The organism is Cellulosimicrobium sp. Marseille-Q4280, from assembly GCF_943181405.1.
In the GTDB taxonomy this organism is placed as follows: Bacteria; Actinomycetota; Actinomycetes; order Actinomycetales; family Cellulomonadaceae; genus Cellulosimicrobium.
Genome location: NZ_CALPBY010000003.1, coordinates 607,703 through 629,638, shown reverse-complemented (window position 1 = coordinate 629,638; position 21,936 = coordinate 607,703). Strand labels below are relative to the sequence as shown.

The 21,936-nt window shown below is 72.0% G+C and carries 20 protein-coding genes; 15 read left to right on the top strand and 5 right to left on the bottom strand.

Going from position 1 to position 21,936, the window contains the following annotated elements; all coding sequences use genetic code 11:
- Position 1 precedes the first annotated feature (1 nt).
- The 5 genes from gatB (at position 2) to pucL (ending at position 4,292) form a co-directional block, all read left to right on the top strand.
- Positions 2-1,507 (top strand): Asp-tRNA(Asn)/Glu-tRNA(Gln) amidotransferase subunit GatB, encoded by a 1,506-nt coding sequence (gene gatB, locus NFS20_RS11040; protein ID WP_251151811.1) that lies wholly within the window; start codon positions 2-4, stop codon positions 1,505-1,507.
- Positions 1,508-1,511: 4 nt separating this feature from the next.
- The gene (locus NFS20_RS11035; protein WP_251151810.1) at positions 1,512-2,117 is read left to right on the top strand and encodes a GNAT family N-acetyltransferase; all 606 of its coding nucleotides are present in this window, start codon (positions 1,512-1,514) and stop codon (positions 2,115-2,117) included.
- 366 nt (positions 2,118-2,483) lie between these two features.
- On the top strand, positions 2,484-2,981 hold the full coding sequence (uraD, locus tag NFS20_RS11030) for a 2-oxo-4-hydroxy-4-carboxy-5-ureidoimidazoline decarboxylase (protein WP_251151809.1): 498 nt from the start codon (positions 2,484-2,486) through the stop codon (positions 2,979-2,981).
- A complete protein-coding gene (uraH, locus tag NFS20_RS11025; RefSeq protein WP_251151808.1) occupies positions 2,978-3,346 on the top strand; it encodes a hydroxyisourate hydrolase in 369 nt (122 codons plus the stop codon). Before uraD ends, uraH begins: the two co-directional genes overlap by 4 nt.
- Position 3,347: 1 nt before the next feature.
- Positions 3,348-4,292: a factor-independent urate hydroxylase gene (gene pucL / locus NFS20_RS11020; protein WP_251151807.1), complete on the top strand. Its 945-nt coding sequence runs from the start codon at positions 3,348-3,350 to the stop codon at positions 4,290-4,292.
- A 106-nt stretch (positions 4,293-4,398) separates the two neighbouring features.
- Here the strand turns inward: pucL and NFS20_RS11015 are convergent, their stop codons facing one another.
- Positions 4,399-5,172 carry an IclR family transcriptional regulator gene (locus NFS20_RS11015; protein ID WP_251151806.1) on the bottom strand — a complete coding sequence of 258 codons (774 nt, stop codon included), beginning with the start codon at positions 5,170-5,172 and terminating at the stop codon, positions 4,399-4,401.
- A 127-nt stretch (positions 5,173-5,299) separates the two neighbouring features.
- On the opposite strand from NFS20_RS11015, the gene NFS20_RS11010 reads away from it, so the two are divergent.
- From NFS20_RS11010 to allB, 9 genes are all read left to right on the top strand, one after another.
- Positions 5,300-6,793, top strand: a complete 1,494-nt coding sequence (locus NFS20_RS11010) for an NAD-dependent malic enzyme (RefSeq protein WP_251151805.1) — start codon at positions 5,300-5,302, stop codon at positions 6,791-6,793.
- Positions 6,794-6,842: 49 nt separating this feature from the next.
- Positions 6,843-8,495 (top strand): malate synthase A, encoded by a 1,653-nt coding sequence (gene aceB / locus NFS20_RS11005; protein ID WP_251151804.1) that lies wholly within the window; start codon positions 6,843-6,845, stop codon positions 8,493-8,495.
- Entirely contained in the window at positions 8,495-9,808 is a 1,314-nt protein-coding gene (locus NFS20_RS11000) for a DUF6986 family protein (protein WP_251151803.1), read from the top strand. The genes aceB and NFS20_RS11000 overlap by 1 nt, the downstream gene beginning before the upstream one ends.
- Positions 9,809-9,882: 74 nt before the next feature.
- Complete coding sequence (locus tag NFS20_RS10995) at positions 9,883-10,710, top strand: bifunctional allantoicase/(S)-ureidoglycine aminohydrolase (protein WP_251151802.1); 828 nt, start codon at positions 9,883-9,885, stop codon at positions 10,708-10,710.
- 353 nt (positions 10,711-11,063) lie between these two features.
- Positions 11,064-11,912, top strand: a complete 849-nt coding sequence (locus NFS20_RS10990) for an Ltp family lipoprotein (protein WP_251151801.1) — start codon at positions 11,064-11,066, stop codon at positions 11,910-11,912.
- Between the two features lie 195 nt (positions 11,913-12,107).
- Positions 12,108-12,923 (top strand): hydroxypyruvate isomerase family protein, encoded by an 816-nt coding sequence (locus NFS20_RS10985; protein WP_251151800.1) that lies wholly within the window; start codon positions 12,108-12,110, stop codon positions 12,921-12,923.
- Positions 12,880-13,896 (top strand): 2-hydroxy-3-oxopropionate reductase, encoded by a 1,017-nt coding sequence (locus tag NFS20_RS10980; RefSeq protein ID WP_285821122.1) that lies wholly within the window; start codon positions 12,880-12,882, stop codon positions 13,894-13,896. The genes NFS20_RS10985 and NFS20_RS10980 overlap by 44 nt, the downstream gene beginning before the upstream one ends.
- Positions 13,897-13,938: 42 nt before the next feature.
- Positions 13,939-15,726, top strand: coding sequence for a glyoxylate carboligase (gene gcl / locus NFS20_RS10975; RefSeq protein WP_251151798.1), 1,788 nt, complete (start codon positions 13,939-13,941; stop codon positions 15,724-15,726).
- An 81-nt stretch (positions 15,727-15,807) separates the two neighbouring features.
- Positions 15,808-17,187, top strand: a complete 1,380-nt coding sequence (allB, locus tag NFS20_RS10970) for an allantoinase AllB (RefSeq protein WP_251151797.1) — start codon at positions 15,808-15,810, stop codon at positions 17,185-17,187.
- Positions 17,188-17,289: 102 nt separating this feature from the next.
- Here the strand turns inward: allB and NFS20_RS10965 are convergent, their stop codons facing one another.
- The 3 genes from NFS20_RS10965 to NFS20_RS10955 all read right to left on the bottom strand — a co-directional run bounded on the left by NFS20_RS10965 (position 17,290) and on the right by NFS20_RS10955 (position 19,666).
- The gene (locus NFS20_RS10965; protein ID WP_251151796.1) at positions 17,290-17,778 is read right to left on the bottom strand and encodes an SRPBCC family protein; all 489 of its coding nucleotides are present in this window, start codon (positions 17,776-17,778) and stop codon (positions 17,290-17,292) included.
- Positions 17,775-18,143: an ArsR/SmtB family transcription factor gene (locus tag NFS20_RS10960; RefSeq protein WP_285821121.1), complete on the bottom strand. Its 369-nt coding sequence runs from the start codon at positions 18,141-18,143 to the stop codon at positions 17,775-17,777. Before NFS20_RS10960 ends, NFS20_RS10965 begins: the two co-directional genes overlap by 4 nt.
- A gap of 119 nt (positions 18,144-18,262) precedes the next feature.
- Entirely contained in the window at positions 18,263-19,666 is a 1,404-nt protein-coding gene (locus NFS20_RS10955) for a cryptochrome/photolyase family protein (RefSeq protein ID WP_251151795.1), read from the bottom strand.
- Between the two features lie 52 nt (positions 19,667-19,718).
- Between NFS20_RS10955 and NFS20_RS10950 the strand changes: the two genes are divergently transcribed.
- Complete coding sequence (locus NFS20_RS10950) at positions 19,719-21,374, top strand: peptide MFS transporter (protein WP_251151794.1); 1,656 nt, start codon at positions 19,719-19,721, stop codon at positions 21,372-21,374.
- Positions 21,375-21,377: 3 nt separating this feature from the next.
- On the opposite strand, the gene NFS20_RS10945 is transcribed toward NFS20_RS10950, so the two are convergent.
- Entirely contained in the window at positions 21,378-21,911 is a 534-nt protein-coding gene (locus NFS20_RS10945) for a GNAT family N-acetyltransferase (protein ID WP_251151793.1), read from the bottom strand.
- Positions 21,912-21,936 lie beyond the last annotated feature (25 nt).

Sequence of the window (21,936 nt, the reverse complement as noted above, 5' to 3'; positions counted from 1 at the left end):
GATGACCGCCACGACCGTCGAGCTGGTCGACTACGCCGACGCCACACGCCGCTACGACCCCGTCATCGGGATCGAGGTGCACGTCGAGCTGGGCACGCTGACCAAGATGTTCTGCGCCGCCGAGGTGAGCTTCGGCGCCGAGCCGAACACCCAGGTGACTCCCGTCTCGCTCGGGCTCCCCGGCGCGCTGCCGGTGGTCAACGGCAAGGCCGTCGAGTACGCGATCCGGATCGGGCTCGCGCTCAACTGCGAGATCGCCGAGACCTGCCGCTTCGCCCGGAAGAACTACTTCTACCCGGACGTGCCGAAGAACTTCCAGACGTCGCAGTACGACGAGCCGATCGCCCACGACGGGTGGATCGACGTCGAGCTCGAGGACGGCACCGTGTTCCGCGTGGAGATCGAGCGCGCGCACATGGAGGAGGACGCGGGCAAGAACACGCACGTCGGCGGCGCCACCGGACGGATCCACGGGGCGGAGTACTCGCTCGTCGACTACAACCGTGCCGGGATCCCGCTCGTCGAGATCGTCACGCGCCCGATCACGGGCGCGGGGGACCGGGCGCCGGAGGTCGCTCGGGCGTACGTCCAGACGCTGCGCGACATCTTCCGGGCGCTCGACGTGTCGGAAGCCCGCATGGAGCGTGGCAACGTCCGCGCGGACGTCAACCTGTCGCTGCGCCCGACCCCGGAGTCGCCGCTCGGCACGCGGACCGAGACGAAGAACGTCAACTCCTTCCGCTCGGTCGAGCGTGCGGTGCGCTACGAGGTCTCACGGCAGGCCGCGGTGCTCGACGCCGGCGGGACCGTGACCCAGGAGACGCGGCACTGGCACGAGGACACCGGCATCACCACGTCGGGCCGCGTGAAGTCGGACGCCGAGGACTACCGCTACTTCCCGGAGCCCGACCTGGTCCCGGTCGCGCCGCCGCGCGAGTGGATCGAGGAGATCCGCGCGGGGCTGCCGGAGCTGCCCGTGGCGCGCCGTCGGCGCCTGCAGGGGGAGTGGGGCTACGCGGACGCGGAGATGCGCGACGTCGTCAACGCCGGCGCGATCGACCTCATCGAGGCGACCGTCGCTGCCGGGACGAGCGCGGCCGGCGCCCGCAAGTGGTGGATGGGCGAGCTCGCGCGCCGCGCGAAGCAGGACGACGTCGAGCTCGCCGGGCTCGCCGTCACCCCCGGCCAGATCGCCGAGCTCCAGGGTCTCGTCGACTCGGGCCGCATCAACGACAAGCTCGCGCGCCAGGTGCTGGAGGGTGTCCTCGCGGGCGAGGGGGACCCCGAGCAGGTCGTCGTGGCCCGCGGTCTCGAGGTCGTGTCGGACGACGGCGCGCTGCTCGCCGCGATCGACGACGCGCTCGCCGCTCAGCCCGACGTCGTCGAGAAGGTCCGGGGCGGCAACCTCGGTCCGGTCGGCGCGATCATCGGCGCGGTCATGAAGGCGACGCGCGGCCAGGCGGACGCCGGGCGTGTGCGTGAGCTCGTCCTCGAGCGGATCGGGTGATCGCATGACCAGGGGGCCTGTCCTGCTCGGCGAGATGATGCGGCTCCGGCCGATCGAGGCGCGTGACGCGGACCGGATGTGGGAGTCGCTGCAGGACCCGGAGTCGAACCGGCTCACGGGGACGACGGCGACGTTCACCCGTGAGCAGATCGACGAGTGGGCGGCGACGATCAGCGACCGCGAGGGCCGGTACGACTGGGCGATCACACCCGGCGCCGTGCGCGACGGGCAGCAGGTCAGCGACGAGATGATCGGCGAGATCGTCCTCAACGAGATCGACGACCACGCGGGTTCGGCGAACCTGCGCCTCGCGCTGCTGCCGAACTACCGCGGTCGCGGCTACGGCAGGGAGGCGATCTTCGAGGTTCTCCGGTTCGCGTTCGACGGGACGACCGACGTCGACGGCGTCCGGCACGACGGGCCCCACCTGCACCGGGTGAGCCTCGACGTCCTGAGCATCAACCCTCGGGCGCGCATGCTGTACGAGTCGCTCGGCTTCCGCGAGGAGGGTCGCCTGCGCGACGTCTACCGCGACGGCGACGGCTGGGCGGACGCGACGGTCATGAGCATCCTGGAGGACGAGTTCCGGGTGGGTCTCGGCTCCGCCTGACTCTCGGCGGTCACCCGTCACCCGTCACCTGGCATCCGTCACCCGTCACGAGCCACCGGGCCCGGCAGCACCCGCTGCCGGGCCCGCCGTCGTTCCTGTCGACGCCCACGCAGGTGCACGGAAGGTGCCGAACCCCGGGTTGTGCGCCACATGCACCCCCTGGCGACGAACGACCCGGGGTTCGGCACGAGCGGTGACGCGCCACCTGGGGCTGGGCGCGCGCAGGGGTTCGAGCGTGCACGATCACCGTGGGAGCGGAAGGCTGGTTGACACGTCATCAGAGGACGGCGTACATTCATTGAGCGGAAACAAACTTCCGCGATATGGATAGTCACCTCCACGTTCCGACTGGCGAAGAGGACGGCGATGACGCTGGACGAGTTCAACCGGTTGTCCGCGCAGGACGCGCGGGACGCGCTGCTGGCGTGCGCGCACGTCGAGCGGTGGGCCGACGACGTCGCCGCGGGACGGCCGTACGCGACCGTCGCGGACGCCGTCGACGCAGCCGCCACCGCCGCGAACCCCTGGACGGACGCGGAGATCGACGCGGCCCTCAGCCGCCACCCGCGCATCGGCGAGCGGGCGGACGGCGAGCAGACGGACGCGCGCATGTCGCGCAGCGAGCAGTCCGGCGTCGACACGAGCGACGACGACGTCGCCCGGCGCCTCGCCGACGGCAACCGTGCGTACGAGGAGACGTTCGGTCACGTCTTCCTCGTCCGGGCGGCCGGTCGCAGCGCCGAGGAGATCCTCGAGCAGCTCACGGAGCGCCTGGGCAACGACGCACGGACGGAGCGGGCGAACGCCGCGCGCAACCTGCGCGAGATCGCCGCGCTGCGGCTGGAAGGGGTGCTGTCCGCATGAGCGCGCACGCCAGCCACATCACCACGCACGTACTCGACGCGGCCAGCGGTAGGCCCGCCGAGGGGATCGACGTCCGCCTGGAGGCGGCTCCGGAGATCGCGGGCAGGACGACGGGGCAGGGCTGGTCCCTGGTGGCGTCCTCCCGCACGAACGACGACGGTCGGGTGCCCGAGCTCGGGCCCCAGACCCTCGTCCCCGGCACGTACCGGCTCGTGTTCGACACGGGCTCGTACTTCGACCGGCAGAACACCGTGTCCTTCTACCCGGAGGTCGTCATCGTCTTCCGGGTGGCGAGCGCCGAGCAGCACTACCACGTCCCCGTCCTGCTCAGCCCGTTCGCCTACTCGACCTATCGAGGGAGCTGACATGACCGAGACCCTGAGCAGCACCGGGGCAGCCCAGCAGACGACGGGCGCGACCGGCGCCATCGTGCTCGGCGACAACCAGTGGGGCAAGGCGGAGGTGCGCCTCGTGCGCGTCGACCGCTCCACCCCGCGCCACCGCATCACCGACCTCAACGTCTCCTCGCAGCTGCGAGGCGGCCAGGAGGCCACGCACTACGAGGGCGACAACTCGCGCTGCGTCGCGACCGACACGCAGAAGAACACGGTCTACGCGTTCGCCCGCGACGGCGTGGGTGCGATCGAGGACTTCGCGATCCGGCTCGGTACGCACTTCGTCGAGGACTTCGACTGGATCGAGGGCGGCCGCTGGGAGATCGAGCAGTACTCCTGGCAGCGCATCGAGACCGCGGACGGGGAGCACGACCACGCGTTCGTCCGGAACAACCAGGAGACGCGCACGACCGTCGTCCAGCGCGACGGCGACGAGGTCTTCGTCGTCTCCGGGCTCACGGACCTCGTCGTGCTCAAGTCGACGGGCTCGGAGTTCCACGGCTTCCCGCGGGACCGCTACACGACGCTCGTGGAGACGGACGACCGCATCCTCGCGACGTCGGTCACGTCGCGCTGGCGGTACACGACGACGGACCTCGACTTCGACGCGGTCTACGCGAAGGTCCGCGCGATCCAGCTCGAGGCGTTCGCGACGACGCACTCGCTCGCGCTGCAGCAGACCCTGTTCGCGATGGGCAAGGCCGTGCTCGAGGCGGTCCCGGAGATCGCCGAGATCAAGTTCTCGATGCCCAACAAGCACCACTTCCTCGTGGACCTCGGGCCGTTCGGTCTCGACAACCCGAACGAGGTCTTCTACGCGGCCGACCGCCCGTACGGGCTCATCGAGGCGACCGTCCAGCGCGAGGGCGTGGCGGCCGAGCCACGCGCCTGGGCGACCGTGGCCGGGTTCTGCTGAGCAGCCGGCGCCGACGACCATGACGACGCGACGCGCCCGGACGGACCGCGGGAGAACCGCGGCCCGGCGGGGCGCGCCGCCGTCGGTCCGAACGCGCGCCGGTCGCTCAGGCCGTCGTCGTGATGAGCTCTCGCGTGAGCTCTGCGGCCACGCGGTGCAGCACGGGGACGGCCCGCTCGCCGAACTCGTAGGTCACGCGGGCGGCCGGCCCGGAGACGGACAGCGCGGTGGGTGTCGGCGCGGCCGGCACGGCCACGGCGAAGCACCGCACGCCGAGCTCCTGCTCGCCGTCGTCGATCGCGTACCCGCGCTCGCGCGTGCGGTCGAGCTCCTTGAGGAGGTCGTCGACGTCGGTGATCGACTGGTCCGTCGCGGGCGGCATGCCCACGCGGGCGACGATCTCGCGGACGGTCTGGTCGGGGAGCTGGGCGAGCACGGCCTTGCCGACGCCCGTGCAGTGCGTGAAGACGCGGCGTCCGACCTCCGTGAACATCCGCATCGAGTGCCGGGACGACGCCTGCGCGACGTACACGGCCATGTCGCGGTCGATCATCGCGAGGTTCGCCGACTCGCCGAGCTCCTCCGCGAGCCGCTCGAGGTACGGGCGGGCGCCGGCGCCGAGCTGGCGGCCCGCGGACTCCCCGAGCCGGATGAGGCGAGGGCCGAGCGTGTAGCGGCGCGACGGCGTCTGGCGGACGTATCCCTGCGCGAGCAGCGTGCGCAGGAGGCGGTGGATCGTCGGCAGCGGGAGGCCTGCGTGCTGCGCGAGCTCGCTCAGCCCCGACTCGCCGCCGAAGTCCGCGAGCAGCTCGAGCAGCTCGATGGCCCGGTCGACGGACTGCACGCCACCTGCCGGCTTCGCTGCGGAGCTCTCGGCCATCACCATCTCCTGTCCACCAGGTGGTCCCGACGACGGGCACGCACCTCGACCTGACGAGAGCGGTCCGCCCGCCCTCGCTTCCGCATCACGGAAGATACGCCTCAGCATACGAGAAGAAGGAACAACCATGACGTCCGAACCGCAGCCCGCCCCGACGACGACCGCCAAGCACGTCGCGACGAGCCCGAGCTACTCCATCACGCTGCGCGTCGAGGCCCCGAGCGGGCACCGCACCGCGAGCGACCTCGTCGCGGCCGTGAGCGCCACCGGCGCCGCGATCACGGGTGTGGACGTCTCGGAGTCCGGCGCGGACGTCCTCGTCGTCGACATCACCGCCGACACGGTCGACGCGGCGCACGTCGAGCAGATCCGTGACGCGCTCGGCGCGCTCGACGGCATCACCGTGCGCCACGTGAGCGACGCGACCTTCCTCATGCACCTCGGCGGCAAGCTCGAGGTCAACCCGAAGGTCCCGCTGCGCCACCGCGCCGACCTCGCCCGCGCCTACACGCCCGGCGTCGCCCGCGTGTGCCTCGCGATCGCGGAGCGACCCGAGGACGCGCGCCGCCTCACGGTCAAGCGCAACACCGTCGCGGTCGTCACCGACGGCACCGCGGTGCTCGGCCTGGGCGACATCGGCCCCGCGGCCGCGCTGCCGGTGATGGAGGGCAAGGCCGCGCTGTTCAAGCAGTTCGCGGGCGTCGACGCGTGGCCGGTGTGCCTCGACACGACGGACACCGAGGAGATCATCCGCACCGTCAAGGCGATCGCGCCGGTCTACGGCGGGATCAACCTCGAGGACATCTCGGCGCCGCGCTGCTTCGAGATCGAGCGCCGCCTGCGCGACGAGCTCGACATCCCCGTGTTCCACGACGACCAGCACGGCACGGCGATCGTCGTGCTCGCGGCGCTGACGAACGCGCTGCGCGTCGTCGGGAAGTCCATCGAGGACGTGCGGATCGTCGTGTCGGGCGTGGGCGCCGCGGGGTCGGCGATCATCAAGCTCCTGCAGGGTCAGGGTGCGCGGCACGTCGTGGCGTTCGACCGCAAGGGCGCGCTCCACGCGGGCAACGCGGGCGACGACGAGAACCGCCGACACCTCGCGGCGACGACGAACGCCGACGGGTTCACGGGGACCCTGCGCGAGGGCCTCGCCGGGGCGGACGTGTTCGTCGGGGTCTCCGGACCGAACATCCTCTCCGGCGACGACATCGCGACGATGGCCGACGAGGCGATCGTGTTCGCGCTCGCGAACCCGACGCCCGAGGTCGACCCGATCGCCGCCGCTCAGCACGCGACCGTCGTCGCGACGGGGCGCAGCGACTTCCCGAACCAGATCAACAACGTGCTGGCGTTCCCGGGCCTGTTCCGCGGGCTTCTCGACGCCGGGGCGCGCGAGATCACCGACGAGATGCTGCGTGTCGCGGCGGTCGCGATCGCCGACGCCGTCGAGCCCGGCGAGCTCAGCGCGAGCTACATCGTGCCGAGCGTGTTCGAGCCCACCGTCGCGACGTCGGTGGCGCGTGCCGTCGCCGAGGTCGCGGAGCGGGACCGGGCGGGCCAGGCTCAGGGGAGCGCCCCGTCGGGACGCCCCGCCGGGACCCCGGCCGCGCGGTCCTGACAGCCACCACGCGCGTCGCGCCGACAGCATCCCGCAGAGAGGACACACCATGACCACCACCACGGCCGTCTCCGTCCACGGCCCCGCCGTCGAGCGGGCGGAGGAGATCCTCACGCCCGAGGCGCTCGCGTTCGTCGCCGACCTCCAGCGCCGTTTCGTTGCGCGCCGCGACGAGCTCCTCGCGGCCCGGGCCACGCGGCGCGAGGAGGTCTCGCGCACCGGGCGGCTGGACTTCCTGCCCGAGACGGCCGAGGTACGCACGGCGGACTGGACGGTCGCCGGCGCGCCGGCCGACCTGCTCGACCGTCGCGTCGAGATCACCGGGCCGCCGACCCCGAAGATGGCGATCAACGCGCTGAACTCCGGGGCCAAGGTCTGGCTCGCGGACCTCGAGGACGCGTCGACGCCGCACTGGGCCAGCGTCGTCGGCGGCCAGGTCGCGCTGCACGACGCGACCCGCCGCACCCTGGCGTTCACGTCGCCCGAGGGCAAGCAGTACGCGCTGCGCCCGGAGACCGACGACGACCCCCTGGCCGTCATGGTCGTCCGCCCGCGCGGCTGGCACTTCGACGAGGTGCACGTCCACGTCGACGGCGCACCCGCCGTCGGCGCGCTCGTCGACTTCGGCCTGCACTTCTTCCACAACGCGACGGAGCTCCTCGCGCGGGGATCCGGCCCGTACTACTACCTGCCCAAGATGGAGTCGCACCTCGAGGCGCGCCTGTGGAACGACGTCTTCACGGTCGCGCAGGAGGCGCTCGGCGTCCCGCACGGGACGATCCGCGCGACGGTGCTCATCGAGACCATCCCCGCGGCGTTCGAGATGGACGAGATCCTCTACGAGCTGCGCGACCACGCCTCGGGGCTCAACGCGGGCCGCTGGGACTACCTGTTCTCGGTCATCAAGTACTTCCGCGACTCGGGGTCGTCGTTCACGCTGCCCGACCGCGGCGCGATCACCATGACGGCGCCGTTCATGCGCGCGTACACCGAGCTGCTCGTCTCGACGTGCCACCGGCGCGGGGCGTTCGCGATGGGCGGCATGGCCGCCGTCATCCCGAACCGGCGCGAGCCGGAGGTCACGGCGCAGGCGTTCGACAAGGTGCGCGCGGACAAGCAGCGCGAGGCGGGGGACGGCTTCGACGGCTCGTGGGTCGCCCACCCCGACCTCGTGCCGGTCTGCCGCGAGGTGTTCGACGAGGTGCTCGGCGACCGCCCGAACCAGCTCGACCGGCAGCGGCCCGACGTCCACGTGACGGCGGACCAGCTCCTCGACGTGTCGTCCGCGCAGGGCGACATCACGGAGACCGGCCTGCGGAACAACCTGTACGTCTCGGTCGCGTACGTCGCCGCGTGGCTCGCGGGGAACGGGGCGGTGGCGATCCACAACCTCATGGAGGACGCGGCCACGGCCGAGATCTCGCGGTCGCAGGTGTGGCAGTGGGTGCGCTCGGGTGCGTCCTTCACCGCCGGCGCGGGCGTCGGGACGACGATCACCGCGGACCTGGTCCGCACGCTGCTGGGCGAGGAGACCGCCCGCCTGCGCGCCGACGTCGGGCCCGAGACCTACGACGCCGGACCGTACGAGCAGGCACGCACGCTCGTCGAGGGCATCTCCCTGGACGACCACTACGTCGACTTCCTCACGCTCCCCGCGTACGACGCGGTCGTCGCGGCGGAGTCGTCGGACGAGGCGTCCTGATGCCCGCCGGGTTCACCGAGGGCGACGTCGAGGCCCTGCACGCGACGCTCGACGGCCTGCTCGGGTCCTGGGACGCGGAGCTCGAGGCGCGCTACCCGGGAGACGACGCCTCGCGCCAGCCCGTGCACACCGTCTACGTCCCGGGCCACCGGTACGCCGCCGGCCTCGCGGGCGAGTGGGCCGCCGAGGCCCGCTCCGCCGTCGAGGCGGCGGGCGGGGTGCGTCGGCTCGTCGACGTCCTGGGCATCGAGGACCCCGTGCTCGCCGCGGCGGTCACGGAGCGTGTGACGGCCAAGCTCGCCGTGGAGGCCATAGAGGACCTGCGCATCGACTTCGAGGACGGCTTCGGCGACCAGGGCGACGCCGCCGAGGACGCCGCCGTGGTCGCCGCGGCGCGTGCGCTCGCCGCGTCGGAGGCGCACGGCACGTCGACACCGTTCAGCGGCATCCGCATCAAGTGCCTCGAGGCGGCGACGCGCCGGCGCGGCGTACGGACGGCGGTCCTGTTCGTCGCCGAGCTCGTGGCCGAGCGCGGCGCGCGCGGACTCGCCGGGCTGCCCGAGGGCTTCGTCGTCACCCTCGCCAAGGTGACCGCGCCCGAGCAGGTCGTCGCGATGGCCCGCGTGTGCGAGCGCGTCGAGGAGGCGAACGGGCTCGAGCCCGGGAGCCTGCGGTTCGAGGTCCAGGTCGAGACGCCCCAGGCGATCCTCGCGGCGGACGGCACCGCCGCGGTCGCGCGGCTCGTGCACGCGGCCCCGGGCCGGGTGACGAGCCTGCACTACGGCACGTACGACTACTCGGCCTCGCTCGGGATCGCGGCCGCCTACCAGTCGATGGAGCACCCGGCGGCCGACCACGCGAAGCAGGTCATGCAGCTCGCGGTCGCCGGCACGGGGGTACGCCTGTCGGACGGCTCCACGAACGTGCTGCCCGTCGGTGACGCCGAGGCCGTCGACGCCGCGTGGCGCCTGCACGGGCGGCTCGTGCGGCGCTCGCTCGAGCGCGGCTACTACCAGGGCTGGGACCTGCACCCGGCCCAGCTCCCGAGCCGGTTCGCCGCGACCTACGCGTTCTACCGGGAGGGTGCCACGGCGGCGCTCGCGCGCCTCGCGGCCTACGTGGGCTTCGTTCCCGACGGCGGCGGCGTGCTCGACGAGCCCGCCACCGCGAAGGCGATGGCCTGGTTCCTCGGGCGCGGCGTCGACTGCGGCGCGCTCACGGAGGCCGAGGTCCGGACCGCGACGGGGCTGGACCGCGACGGCCTGGACCGTGTCCGCGTCACGGGCCACGCCCCGCAGCCGGTCGCGGGCTGACGGGCACGCCACACCACCGGTACACCGCACCCGTGCGGCCGGCCCACGCCGGTCACGACCCCGAGGAGAGAGACATGACCCAGAGCACCCGGTACTACACGCCGCAGGGCGGCCTGCCCGGCCAGACCGAGCTGCTCACCGACCGCGCGATCGTCACCGAGGCGTACACGGTGATCCCGCGCGGCGTGCTGCGCGACATCGTCACGAGCAAGCTGCCGGGCTGGGAGGCCACGCGGCTGTGGGTGCTCGCGCGGCCGATCGAGGGCTTCGCGACGACGTTCGCGCAGTACGTCATGGAGGTCGCGCCGGGAGGCGGCGCCGACCAGGGCGAGGACGAGGAGACGGTCCAGTCGGTCGTCTTCGTCACCGAGGGCACGCTGGTGCTGACGCTCGACGGCGCCGAGCACGTGCTCGAGCCGGGCGGCTACGCCTACCTGGCGGCGGGGGAGCGGTGGGGCCTGCACAACCGGTCGGACGCCAAGGCGTCGTTCCAGTGGGTGCGCAAGGTGTACGAGCCGATCGCCGGGCACCGCGCGACGTCGTTCGTCACGCGCGAGCAGGACGTCACGCCGCGCGAGATGCCCGACACCGACGGCGCGTGGGCGACGACACGGTTCGTCGACCCCGAGGACCTCGCGCACGACATGCACGTCAACATCGTGACGTTCCAGCCGGGCGGGTCGATCCCGTTCGCGGAGACGCACATCATGGAGCACGGGCTGTACGTGCTCGAGGGCAAGGCCGTCTACCGCCTCAACGGGGACTGGGTCGAGGTCCAGGAGGGCGACTTCATGTGGCTCCGGGCGTTCTGCCCGCAGGCCTGCTACGCGGGCGGCCCCAAGCCGTTCCGGTACCTGCTCTACAAGGACGTCAACCGGCAGGTCCGGCTCGACCGCCGCTGACGCTCCGGAAGTGCTGTCGGCATGAGAAGGGCCCGGTCTCGCGCGCGAGACCGGGCCCGACGCACATCTGACCCCTGGAGAAGCGTCAGCGGCGAAGCCTCGCATGGTCGTACCCGCGACGAAAGACGGGCGAAACGACAAGGTGACGCGGCTGTGGTCACAAGTCGGGCAGGTGTCGGAAAATGCAACTCGCCTTCCCACGGAGACCGGGAGCTTTACCCTTTGGCGTAGAGGGATCGGAGAGTTTTCACCCGTGGGCCTCGGGGTGAATTTTGCTCGCCTTCAGGGACTTGAGGTTTCACGGCATGTCAAACTCCTAGCCTCGAATCTCTTGTCCCACTCATGGAGTCACCGTGACCGCCTTTCGCTTCAATCCTCCGCCGAACTGGCCCGCACCCCCGGCTGGCTGGACTCCCCCAACCGACTGGAGGCCGGATCCGTCATGGGGGCCCGCACCGCACGGCTGGCAGTTCTGGGTGGAGAGCCCGAGTGGTGGAGCGAGTGCGGCCGATTCGCCAGTAGCGTCGACCGCGTCGTCGCATTCCGACGCGAACGCTGAGACGCCGACGAAGACGTCCTGGGTTGCGCGCCACAAGATCTTGACCGGAGTTGGCGGGTTGGCGGCGATCGTTGTCGCCATCGTGGCCTTCAGCGGCGGGAACGGTACTGACCCAAGGCCCACTTCCGCCGCCTCCGCGGCCGTCGTCACGCAGGACCAATCGGAAGACGAGCAGACCGCCGAGGAGCTCGCCGCTGAAGAGCAGGCAGAAGCGGAGCGTCTGGCCGCGGAGGAGGCGGAAGCCGCAGCGCAGGCAGAAGAGGAGCGGAAGGCTGAGGAGCAGCGCGTAGCTGAGGAAGCGGCTGCTGCAGAGGCGGCTGCTGCGGAGGCGGCCCGGATCGGGAGCGTTGCGCAGCAGAACGCACATCGGTCGGCGGTCAACTACCTCGACGTCATGCCCTTCTCCCGGTCCGGCCTCGTCAACCAGCTCGAGTTCGAGGGATTCAGCACGGCGGACGCTGAATTTGGTATCGCTCGCCTGGAGGCTGAGGGCGGTGTCGACTGGAACGCCCAGGCCGCTGCGAGTGCGGCAAACTACCTCGACCTCATGTCCTTCTCGCGGTCTGGGCTCGTCAATCAACTTGTCTTCGAGGGCTATACGCCCGAACAGGCCGAGCACGGAGCGAGTTCGACCGGTCTGTAGCCTCGCCTGTCCCCACATCCCGAACGACGGCCGCTTCCGCACTGTGCGGGAGCGGCCGTCGCCGGTTCTTGACTCGGGTATTGACGGCACGACGCGGCAGTGCCTAGACTTCCATCTAGCAGAAGAGAAGTTCCGCAGAACGGAAGTCGTAGCAAGGCGGCGACACTGTGGAGCCCGACACTCCGGGAGACGACGATGACGAACGCGACCGACGACCCGAGGTACACCGTCAACTGCTCGATCCTGCTCACCGACCTCCCGCTCCTCGAGCGGCCGGCCGCCGCCGCTGCGGCGGGCTTCCGCGGCATCGAGCTGTGGTGGCCGTTCGCGACACCGACGCCGTCGCGCGACGAGGTCGACACCCTCGTCGGGGCGATCGAGGCGGCCGGCGTCCAGCTCACGGGCCTGAACTTCGACGCCGGGAACATGCCCGGGGGAGACCGCGGCCTGGTGTCGTGGCCGGCCCGCTCGGCGGACCTGCGCGCCAACCTCGACGTCGTCACCGAGATCGGCGAGCGCACCGGCTGCCGCGCGTTCAACGCGCTCTACGGCAACCGCCAGGAAGGCGTGTCGCCGGAGGAGCAGGACGAGCTCGGCGCGGAGAACCTGGCGCTCGCGGCGCGAGCCGTCGCACGGATCGGCGGCACGGTGCTCGTCGAACCCGTCAGCGGCGCCCCCGCCTACCCGCTGAAGACCGCGGCGGACGCGGTGCGCGTCATCGACCGCGTGGCGGCCGACCACGGCGAGACGAACGTCGGCCTGCTGTTCGACGTCTACCACCTGTCCGTCAACGGCGACGACGTCGACGCCGCCCTGTCGACCTACCGCGGCCGCATCGCCCACGTGCAGGTCGCCGACGCACCCGGGCGTGGCGAGCCCGGCACGGGCGACCTCCCGATCGACCGCTGGACCAAGGACCTGCGCGCCGGTGGCTACGACGGCTGGATCGGTCTCGAGTACAAGACCGATGCCGCCGACCCGTTCGCCTGGCTGCCCACCGACCAGCGCTGACCAGCGCTGGCCAGCGCCGACGAGCGCAGCAGCCGGCGCGCCCGGCCTCCTCCCTCGACCTTCCGCACGCAAGGAGCACGACATGACGAAGCAGAGCATCGCCTTCATCGGCCTCGGCATCATGGGCAGCCCCATGGCCGTCCACCTCCAGGAGGCCGGGCACCAGGTCGCGGGGTACAACCGCAGCCCCGAGAAGACCGCACCGCTCGTCGCGGCGGGCGGCACCGCCGCCGGCTCGATCGCCGACGCCGTGAAGTCCGCCGACGTCGTAGCCGTCATGGTTCCCGACTCCCCGGACGTCGAGCAGGTCCTCACCGGGGAGGGCGGCGTCCTCGACAACGCCCAGCCGGGCACGCTCGTCATCGACTTCTCGTCGATCCGGCCCGACGTCACGGTCCGTCTCGCCGAGGCCGCACGCGAGCGCGGCCTGCGCTACCTCGACGCCCCGGTCTCCGGTGGTGAGGCGGGCGCGAAGAACGCCGCGCTGTCGATCATGGTCGGCGGCGACGCCACCGACTTCGAGGCCGCGCGGCCGGTCTTCGACGCCGTCGGCAAGACGGTCGTCCACGTCGGCCCGACCGGCTCGGGTCAGACCGTCAAGGCCGCGAACCAGCTCATCGTCGCCGCCAACATCCAGGCGCTCGCCGAGGCCGTCGCCTTCCTCGAGGCGTACGGCGTCGACCTGCCCAGCGCGCTCGAGGTGCTCGGCGGCGGGCTCGCCGGGTCGAAGGTCCTCGACCAGAAGAAGCAGAACATGATCGACAAGTCCTTCACCCCGGGCTTCCGCATCGCGCTGCACCACAAGGACCTCGGGATCGTCACGGCCGCGGCCCGCGAGCAGGGCGTCGTCGTACCGCTCGGCGCGCTCGTCGCGCAGCTCATGGGGTCGGCCCTCGCCAACGGCGACGGCGACCTCGACCACTCGGGCCTGCTCCGCGGCGTCGAGCGCCTGTCCGGACGCCTCGACTCCTGACCCCACACCGACGACGAAGTCACCCCCAGCAAGGAGAGAACCATGCCTCGTATGCGCGCGGTCGACGCCGCCGTGGCGATCCTCGAGATCGAGGGCGCCACGCAGGCCTTCGGCCTCCCCGGTGCCGCGATCAACCCCTTCTACTCGGCGATGCAGCGCCACGGCGGCATCCGCCACGTCCTCGCCCGTCACGTCGAGGGTGCCTCCCACATGGCCGACGGGTACTCCCGCGCCCGGGAGGGCAACATCGGCGTCTGCATCGGGACCTCCGGCCCCGCCGGCACCGACATGATCACGGGTCTCTACGCCGCGTGGGCCGACTCCGTGCCGATCCTGTGCATCACGGGCCAGGCGCCCGTCGCGAAGCTCGACAAGGAGGACTTCCAGGCGGTCGACATCGCGAGCATCGCGAAGCCCGTGACGAAGTTCGCCAAGACCGTCCTCGAGGCCGGCCAGGTGCCGCAGGTGTTCCAGCAGGCGTTCCAGACCATGCGCTCGGGCCGTCCCGGTCCCGTGCTCATCGACCTGCCGATCGACGTGCAGCTCGCGGAGATCGAGTTCGACCCGGCCACGTACGCGCCGTTGCCGGTGAACAAGCCCGCCGCGACGCGCGCCCAGGCCGAACGCGCGATCGAGATGCTCCTCGCGGCCGAGCGGCCGGTGCTCATCGCGGGCGGCGGCATCGTCAACGCGGGCGGCGAGAAGCTCCTCGTCGAGCTGGCCGAGACGCTGGGCGTCCCCGTCGTCCCGACCCTCATGGGCTGGGGCGTCATCGGTGACGACCACCCGCTGGCCGCCGGGATGGCGGGGCTCCAGACGTCGCAGCGGTACGGCAACGCGAACCTGCTGGCGTCGGACTTCGTGCTCGGCATCGGCAACCGGTGGGCGAACCGCCACACCGGCGCGCTCGACGTCTACCGCGACGGGCGGACGTTCGTCCACGTGGACATCGAACCCACGCAGATCGGCCGCGTCTTCGCGCCGGACCTCGGCATCGTCTCCGACGCGAGGGCGGCGCTCGAGCTGTTCGTCGAGGTGGCGCGCGAGCGCAAGGCCGCGGGCACGGCGCGCGACTACTCCGCGTGGGTGGAGCAGGTCCAGCACAACAAGGCGACGCTGCAGCGCAAGACGCACTTCACCGAGATCCCCATCAAGCCGCAGCGCGTGTACGAGGAGATGAACAAGTCCTTCGGCCGCGACACCCGGTACGTCACGACGATCGGTCTCTCGCAGATCGCCGGGGCGCAGTTCCTCCACGTGTACGAGCCGCGGCACTGGATCAACGCCGGCCAGGCCGGCCCGCTGGGCTGGACCGGTCCGGCCGCGCTCGGCGTCGTGCAGGCGCTCGCCGACGACCCGGCGGAGAAGGTCGTCGCGCTCTCGGGCGACTACGACTTCCAGTTCATGATCGAGGAGCTCGCGGTCGGCGCGCAGTTCAACCTGGCGTACGTGCACGTCGTCGTGAACAACTCCTACCTGGGCCTGATCCGCCAGGCGCAGCGGGCGTTCGACATGGACTACCACGTGCAGCTCTCCTTCGAGAACGTGAACTCCCCGGAGATCGGCGGCTACGGCGTCGACCACGTGAAGGTGGCCGAGGGCCTGGGCTGCAAGGCGATCCGCGTCACCGACCCGGACGAGCTCGGCGAGGCGTTCGCCAAGGCGCAGGGCCTCGCGGAGGAGTACAAGGTGCCCGTGGTGGTCGAGGTCATCCTCGAGCGCGTGACGAACATCGCCATGGGGGCCGCCGGGATCGACGCCGTGAACGAGTTCGAGGCGCTCGCGATCTCCGCGGACGACGCCCCGACGGCGTCGGCCCTGCTCGACTGAGCGACGGACCACGACGGCCGGACGACGAGACGTGACAGCGCCGCGCGAGCGGCGCGGTCACGAGAAGTGGAGAGTGTTGCGATGAGCACGGGTGAAGAGACCGGCAGGGGTGCGACGGCGGCCGACCGCGTCCCGGACCTCGTCGTGCGCGGCGAGCGCGTGCTCGTCGCGTCGGGGGAGCAGCCGCGCGAGGTGGCCGTGACCGACGGCGTCATCACGGCGATCGAGCCGCTCGGCGCCGGGCTGGAAGGGCGGCGTGTCGTCGAGCTGACGGCGGACCAGGTGCTGATCCCCGGCCTGGTCGACACGCACGTGCACGTCAACGAGCCCGGCCGCACCGAGTGGGAGGGGTTCGCGTCCGCGACGCGGGCCGCCGCCGCGGGCGGCGTGACGACGATCGTCGACATGCCCCTCAACTCGATCCCCCCGACGGTCGACGTCGCAGCGCTCGAGCTCAAGCAGAAGGTCGCCCGCGACCAGGCGTTCGTCGACGTCGGGTTCTGGGGAGGCGCGGTGCCCGGGAACGGCGCCGAGCTGCGTCCGCTGTGGGACGCCGGCGTGTTCGGGTTCAAGTGCTTCCTGCTGCACTCGGGTGTCGAGGAGTTCGGCTACCTCGAGCCCGACGAGCTCGAGGAGGACCTGCGGGTCCTCGCCGACTTCGACGGCCTCATGCTCGTGCACGCCGAGGACTCGCGTGCCATCGACCGCGCGCCGAAGCCCCACGGCGACCACTACGACGTCTTCCTGGCGTCGCGGCCCCGCGGCGCGGAGAACGTCGCGATCGCCGCGGTCATCGAGACGGCGCGCTGGACGGGTGCCCGCGCGCACGTGCTGCACCTGTCGAGCTCGGACGCCCTGCCCATGATCCGCAGCGCGAAGCGCGAGGGGGTCCGCCTCACGGTCGAGACGTGCCCGCACTACCTGGCGCTCGCGGCCGAGGAGATCCCCGACGGCGCGACGCAGTTCAAGTGCTGCCCGCCGATCCGGGAGATCGACAACCGCGAGCTGCTCTGGGAGGGCCTGCTCGACGGGACGATCGACTGCATCGTGTCCGACCACTCGCCGAGCACGCCCGACCTCAAGGAGCTCGAGACGGGGGACTTCGGCACGGCGTGGGGCGGCGTGTCCTCGCTGCAGCTCGGGCTCGCGATCGTGTGGACCGAGGCGCGCACGCGCGGCATCCCGTTCGCACGCGTCGTCGAGTGGATGTCGGCCCGGCCCGCCGGCATCGCCGGGCTGCGCCGCAAGGGCGAGATCGCCCTCGGCCGGGACGGGGACCTCGCGGTCGTCGAGCCGGACACGGCGTTCGTCGTCGACCCGACGCGCCTGCACCACAAGAACCCCATCACCCCGTACGCGGACCGCGCGCTGTCGGGCGCCGTCGTCGCGACGTACCTGCGGGGTGAGGAGATCACCTTCGACCGCCCGACCGGTCGGCTGCTCGCACGCGGCGACGCCTGACCCGTCCGGTCGCCGGTCCCGCCCGCGCGCACGGACGCGGCGCGACCCCGCTGGTGGGGGTCGCGCCGCGTCCGTCGTCGTGGGGGCTGTCGTGCCGCGGTGTCAGCCCTCGGCGAGGATCTCGTCGAGCTGCTCGTAGCCCTCCCGGATCCCGACCTCCATGCCGCTCGCGACGAAGCCGTCGCGACCCTCGAACGAGTCGACGAGCGACGTCGCCGTGAGACGGCAGCGCCCGTCCGGGAGGTCCTCGAACTGGAGCCGGTCGAGCGAGACGCCGTCGGGGAACCCCTCGTAGGTGAACGTCTGGACGATGAGCTCGTTCGGGCGCACCTCGTGGACGCTCCCGAAGAACGCGTACTCGTTCCCGTCGGGGTCCACCTGCACGTAGCGGTACGCGCCGCCCGTGCGCACGTCCCAGTGCTCGTTGCGCTGCGAGAGGTACCGCGGGCCGTTCCAGCGGGCGAACACCTCGGGGTCGAGGTGGGCGCGGAAGACCTTCTCCGCGGGCGCGTCGAACTCGCGCACGATGCGGACGGTCGGGACGTCCTTCGGGACGATGATCTCGGTCTCGTGGGTGCTCGTGGTGCTCATGGTGCTTCTCCCGTCGTCGGGTCGTTCTCGGGCCCGGCCGGTCGGTCGGGCAGGTCGCGCAGGACGTCGTCGAGGCGGCGGTAGCGGTCCTCGGCCTCGCGCCGGTAGCGCTCGATCCATTTCGTCATGAGGTCGAAGACCTCCGCCTCGAGATGCACGGGGGCGCGGCGGGCGTCCGTCGTGCGGGTCACCAGGCCGGAGTCCTCGAGCACCCGCAGGTGCTTGGACACCGCCTGGACGGACATGTCGTACGGCTGGGCCAGCTCGCCGACGCTGGCGTCGCCCGACGCGAGCCGGGCCACCATGTCGCGGCGCGTGGGGTCGGCGAGCGCCGAGAACACGCGCGAGAGCGGGTCTGCCGTCACGGGACCTCCCTCGTCGGAGCGGGAAGGACCGCTCGCTTCTCCACTGCTTCTCAACTACTTGGTTGATGACGACACTACGCGCGTCGGGAAGAGCAGTCAACCCTTTGGTTGATAAAAAGTCAGCGGCGACGACCGCGCTCGAAGTCGTCGAGCGAGACCTTCCGCTCCTCGGCGTGGTCGACGATCCGCTCGGGGTAGCCCCCAGGCTGCTCCCGCAGCGTCCAGGGCTCGTGCACCGCGTTCCCCTCCACCCCGCGCAGCTCGGGCACCCAGCGGCGCACGTACGTCCCGTCCGGGTCGAACTTCTTCGACTGCGTCACCGGGTTGAAGATGCGGAAGTACGGCGCCGCGTCCCGTCCCGTGCCGGCGACCCACTGCCAGTTGAGCTGGTTCTGCGACACGTCGCCGTCGGCGAGGTGCGCCATGAAGTGCGCCGCGCCGCGCTGCCACCGCACGTGCAGGTCCTTGACGAGGAACGACGCGACGACCATCCGCACACGGTTGTGCATCCAGCCCTCGCCGAGCAGCTGGCGCATCCCCGCGTCCACGAGGGGATAGCCCGTGCGACCCGCGGCCCACGCCGCCAGGAACCGGTCCTCCTCCGCGCCCGTCGCCCACGCGTCGTCGGGCACCACGTCCCGCAGCGACCGGTGCGCCGCCCCCGGCTGGTGGAACAGGACGTCGGCGTGGAACTCGCGCCAGGCGAGCTCGGAGCGGTAGGCGAGGGCGTCATCGGAGATGTCGGCGCCGTCGTGGCGAGCCTCGTGCACGGCGTCGCGGACGTCGGCGAGGAGCGTCCGTGGGTGCAGCTCGCCCCACTTGAGCGGGATCGACATGCCCGACGTCGCGGGCCGGTCCGGGCGGTCGCGCTCGCTCGAGTACCCGGCGAGGTGGTCCGCGAGGAACGCGTGCCAGCGGCGTCGAGCCGCGGCCTCGCCCGCCGGGGGGAGGTCGGCGTCGGTCCCGGGATCGTCGGGCAGGCTGTCCGACCGGACGTCCGCCCACGGCACCGAGCGCGGGCGCGGCGCCGGGTCGCGCCAGCCGTGCTCGACCCACGCGTCGCGGAACGGCGTGAAGACCTGGAACGGGCCGCCCTGCTTGGTCAGCACCCGGCCGGGCGCCACGGCGTACGGCGAGCCGGTGCGCACGAGGCGCGCCCCGGCGTCGGGCAGCGTGGTCTCGACGGCCCCGTCGCGAGCCACCCCGTACGGCTCGAAGGATGCCGCGACGTGCACCTCCGCGGCCTCGACCTCGCGCGCCACCGCCGGGACGACGGCGCGCGGGTCGCCGCGGCGGACGACGAGGCGGCCGCCCGTCGCCTCGTCGAGAGCCGCGAGGCTGCGGGCGAGGTAGGACAGCCGCGGGCTCCCTGCCACGTCCCGGAGCCGGGGGTCGAGGACGTACAGGGCGACGACCTCGCCGTCGTCCCGGCGTGCGGCGTCGACGGCCGCGACGAGGGCGGGGTTGTCGGCCAGGCGCAGGTCGCGGCGGCACCACCAGATCGCGGACGCGGTCGAGGACATCAGGTCACGCTAACGGTCGCCTGTCCTGCTCGCCGGTGGGAGCATCGCACTCATGGACAGGGGCGGTCGGGGCGACGGGACCCAGGGGCGCGACGACGACGACGCCGCGCGCCGGCTCGAGCGCGAGGCGGTGACGGAGGCCGACGCCGGGGCCCCGCCCTTCGGCGCGGGGACGGCCGCGGGGGTCGCGGCGACAGGCTCGGGCGTCGGGCCGGCAGCCGGGCACATCGAGGGCGACCACGCGTTCTTCGGGCAGCCGCGAGGTCTGGCGACTCTGTTCACCACCGAGCTGTGGGAGCGGTTCAGCTACTACGGGATGCGCGCCATCCTGCTCTTCTACCTCACGGACACGGTCGCCGACGGCGGTCTCGGGCTCGACGAGACGACCGGCCTCGCACTCGTGTCGATCTACGGGACGAGCGTCTACCTGCTGTCGGTGGTCGGCGGCTGGCTCGCCGACCGGGTCATCGGGTCGCGGCGGTCCGTCCTGTACGGCGGCATCATCATCGCGGCCGGCCACGTGAGCCTCACGGTCCCGGGCGTCGGGTTCTCGATGGTCGGGATCGCGCTCGTCGCGCTCGGCACCGGTCTGCTCAAGCCCAACGTGTCGTCCATGGTCGGCGAGCTCTACGCGCGAGACGACCCCCGCCGCGACTCGGCGTTCTCGATCTTCTACATGGGCATCAACATCGGCTCGTTCGTCGCGCCGTTCCTCGTCGGCGCCGCGCGGGCCTGGGGCGGGTACCACGCCGGGTTCGCGGTCGCCGCGGTCGGCATGGGCGTCGCGCTCGTCTTCTTCGTCGCCGGCCGCCGCTACCTCGGCGAGGCGGGCGCCCACGTGCCCAACCCCGTCCGGCCGGAGGAGCGCGCGAAGATCGCGCGGCTCTTCGCCGTCATCGCGGCGGGCGTGGCGGTCGTGGGGCTGATCGCCGTCGTCGTCTCCGGCGGGTTCGGGATCTCGACGTTCATCGACACCATGTCCTACCTCGCGTTCCTCGCGCCGATCGCGTACTTCGTCGTCATGTACCGCTCCCCGAAGGTCACCGACGCCGAGCGACCGCGCGTGATCGCCTACATCCCGCTGTTCGTCGCCGCGATGCTCTTCTGGATGATCTTCGAGCAGGCCGCCACGACCCTCTCGGCGTTCGCCAAGGACCGCACCGAGCTGAGCATCTTCGGCGTGGGGATCAGCCCGGAGTTCTTCCAGTCGGTGAACCCGCTGTCGATCATCCTGCTCGCCCCGGTGTTCGCGTGGATCTGGCTCAAGACCGGGGACCGCCCGGCGACGGCGAACAAGTTCGCGATCGGGCTCACGCTCGCGTCGGTGTCGTTCCTCTTCCTCGCGGTCGCGTCGGCGGTCGTGGGGGACGGCAAGGCCCCCGCGTGGGTACTCGTGCTCGTCTACGTGATCCAGACGCTCGGCGAGCTGTGCCTGTCGCCCGTCGGTCTCGCCGCGACGACCCTCCTCGCGCCGCGCGCGTTCCGCTCGCAGGCGATGGCGCTGTGGTTCCTCGCGCCGGCCGCAGGTCAGGCCATCACGGCGCAGGTCGTCCAGGTGACGGAGGGCGCCTCGGACACCGCGTACTTCGGGGTGATCGGAGCGGTCGCGCTCGTCTTCGCGCTCGCCCTGTTCGCGCTCGCGCCGTGGGTCACGCGGCACATCCGGCACGCCGACGAGCTCGAGGACGCGCACACCGCCGGCGCGTGACGGTCAGCGGTCGACGTCGGCGGGCGGGAAACCGGGGTCGTCGCCAGAGGTGGACCACCACTCGACCGGACCCCGCTCGTCGGACGAGGTGCGCGCGACGGCGAGCCCGATCTTCTCCGCCACCCGTCGGGACGCGCGGTTGTCCGGCCGGATCGTCGCCCAGAGCCGCCGCCGACCCGTCGCGAGCGCGGCGTCGCGCAGGACCGCCGCCGCCTCGGTCGCGTATCCCTGGCCGCGGGCTTCGGGGAGCAGCTCCCACGCGAGCTCCGGCTCGTCGAACGAGGCGCGTCCGACGACCACGGCGACGTAGCCGAGCGCGGCGGACCCGTCGACCGGACGCAGCACGCGGGCGCCGATGCCGCGCGCGACGAGCTCGTCCATGGCCCGGATGCGCCGCAACGTCTCCGCCCGGTCGACCGGCGGCGCGTCGCGCGTGGCGAACAGCCGCTCGAGCCAGGAGGCGTCGTCCTCGCGTTCCGGCGTGAGCAGCATGCGGTTCGTGCGCAGCTCGAGCGGGATCGGCGTGTAGGTCGACATGCCACCATCGTCGCGGGTCTGCGAC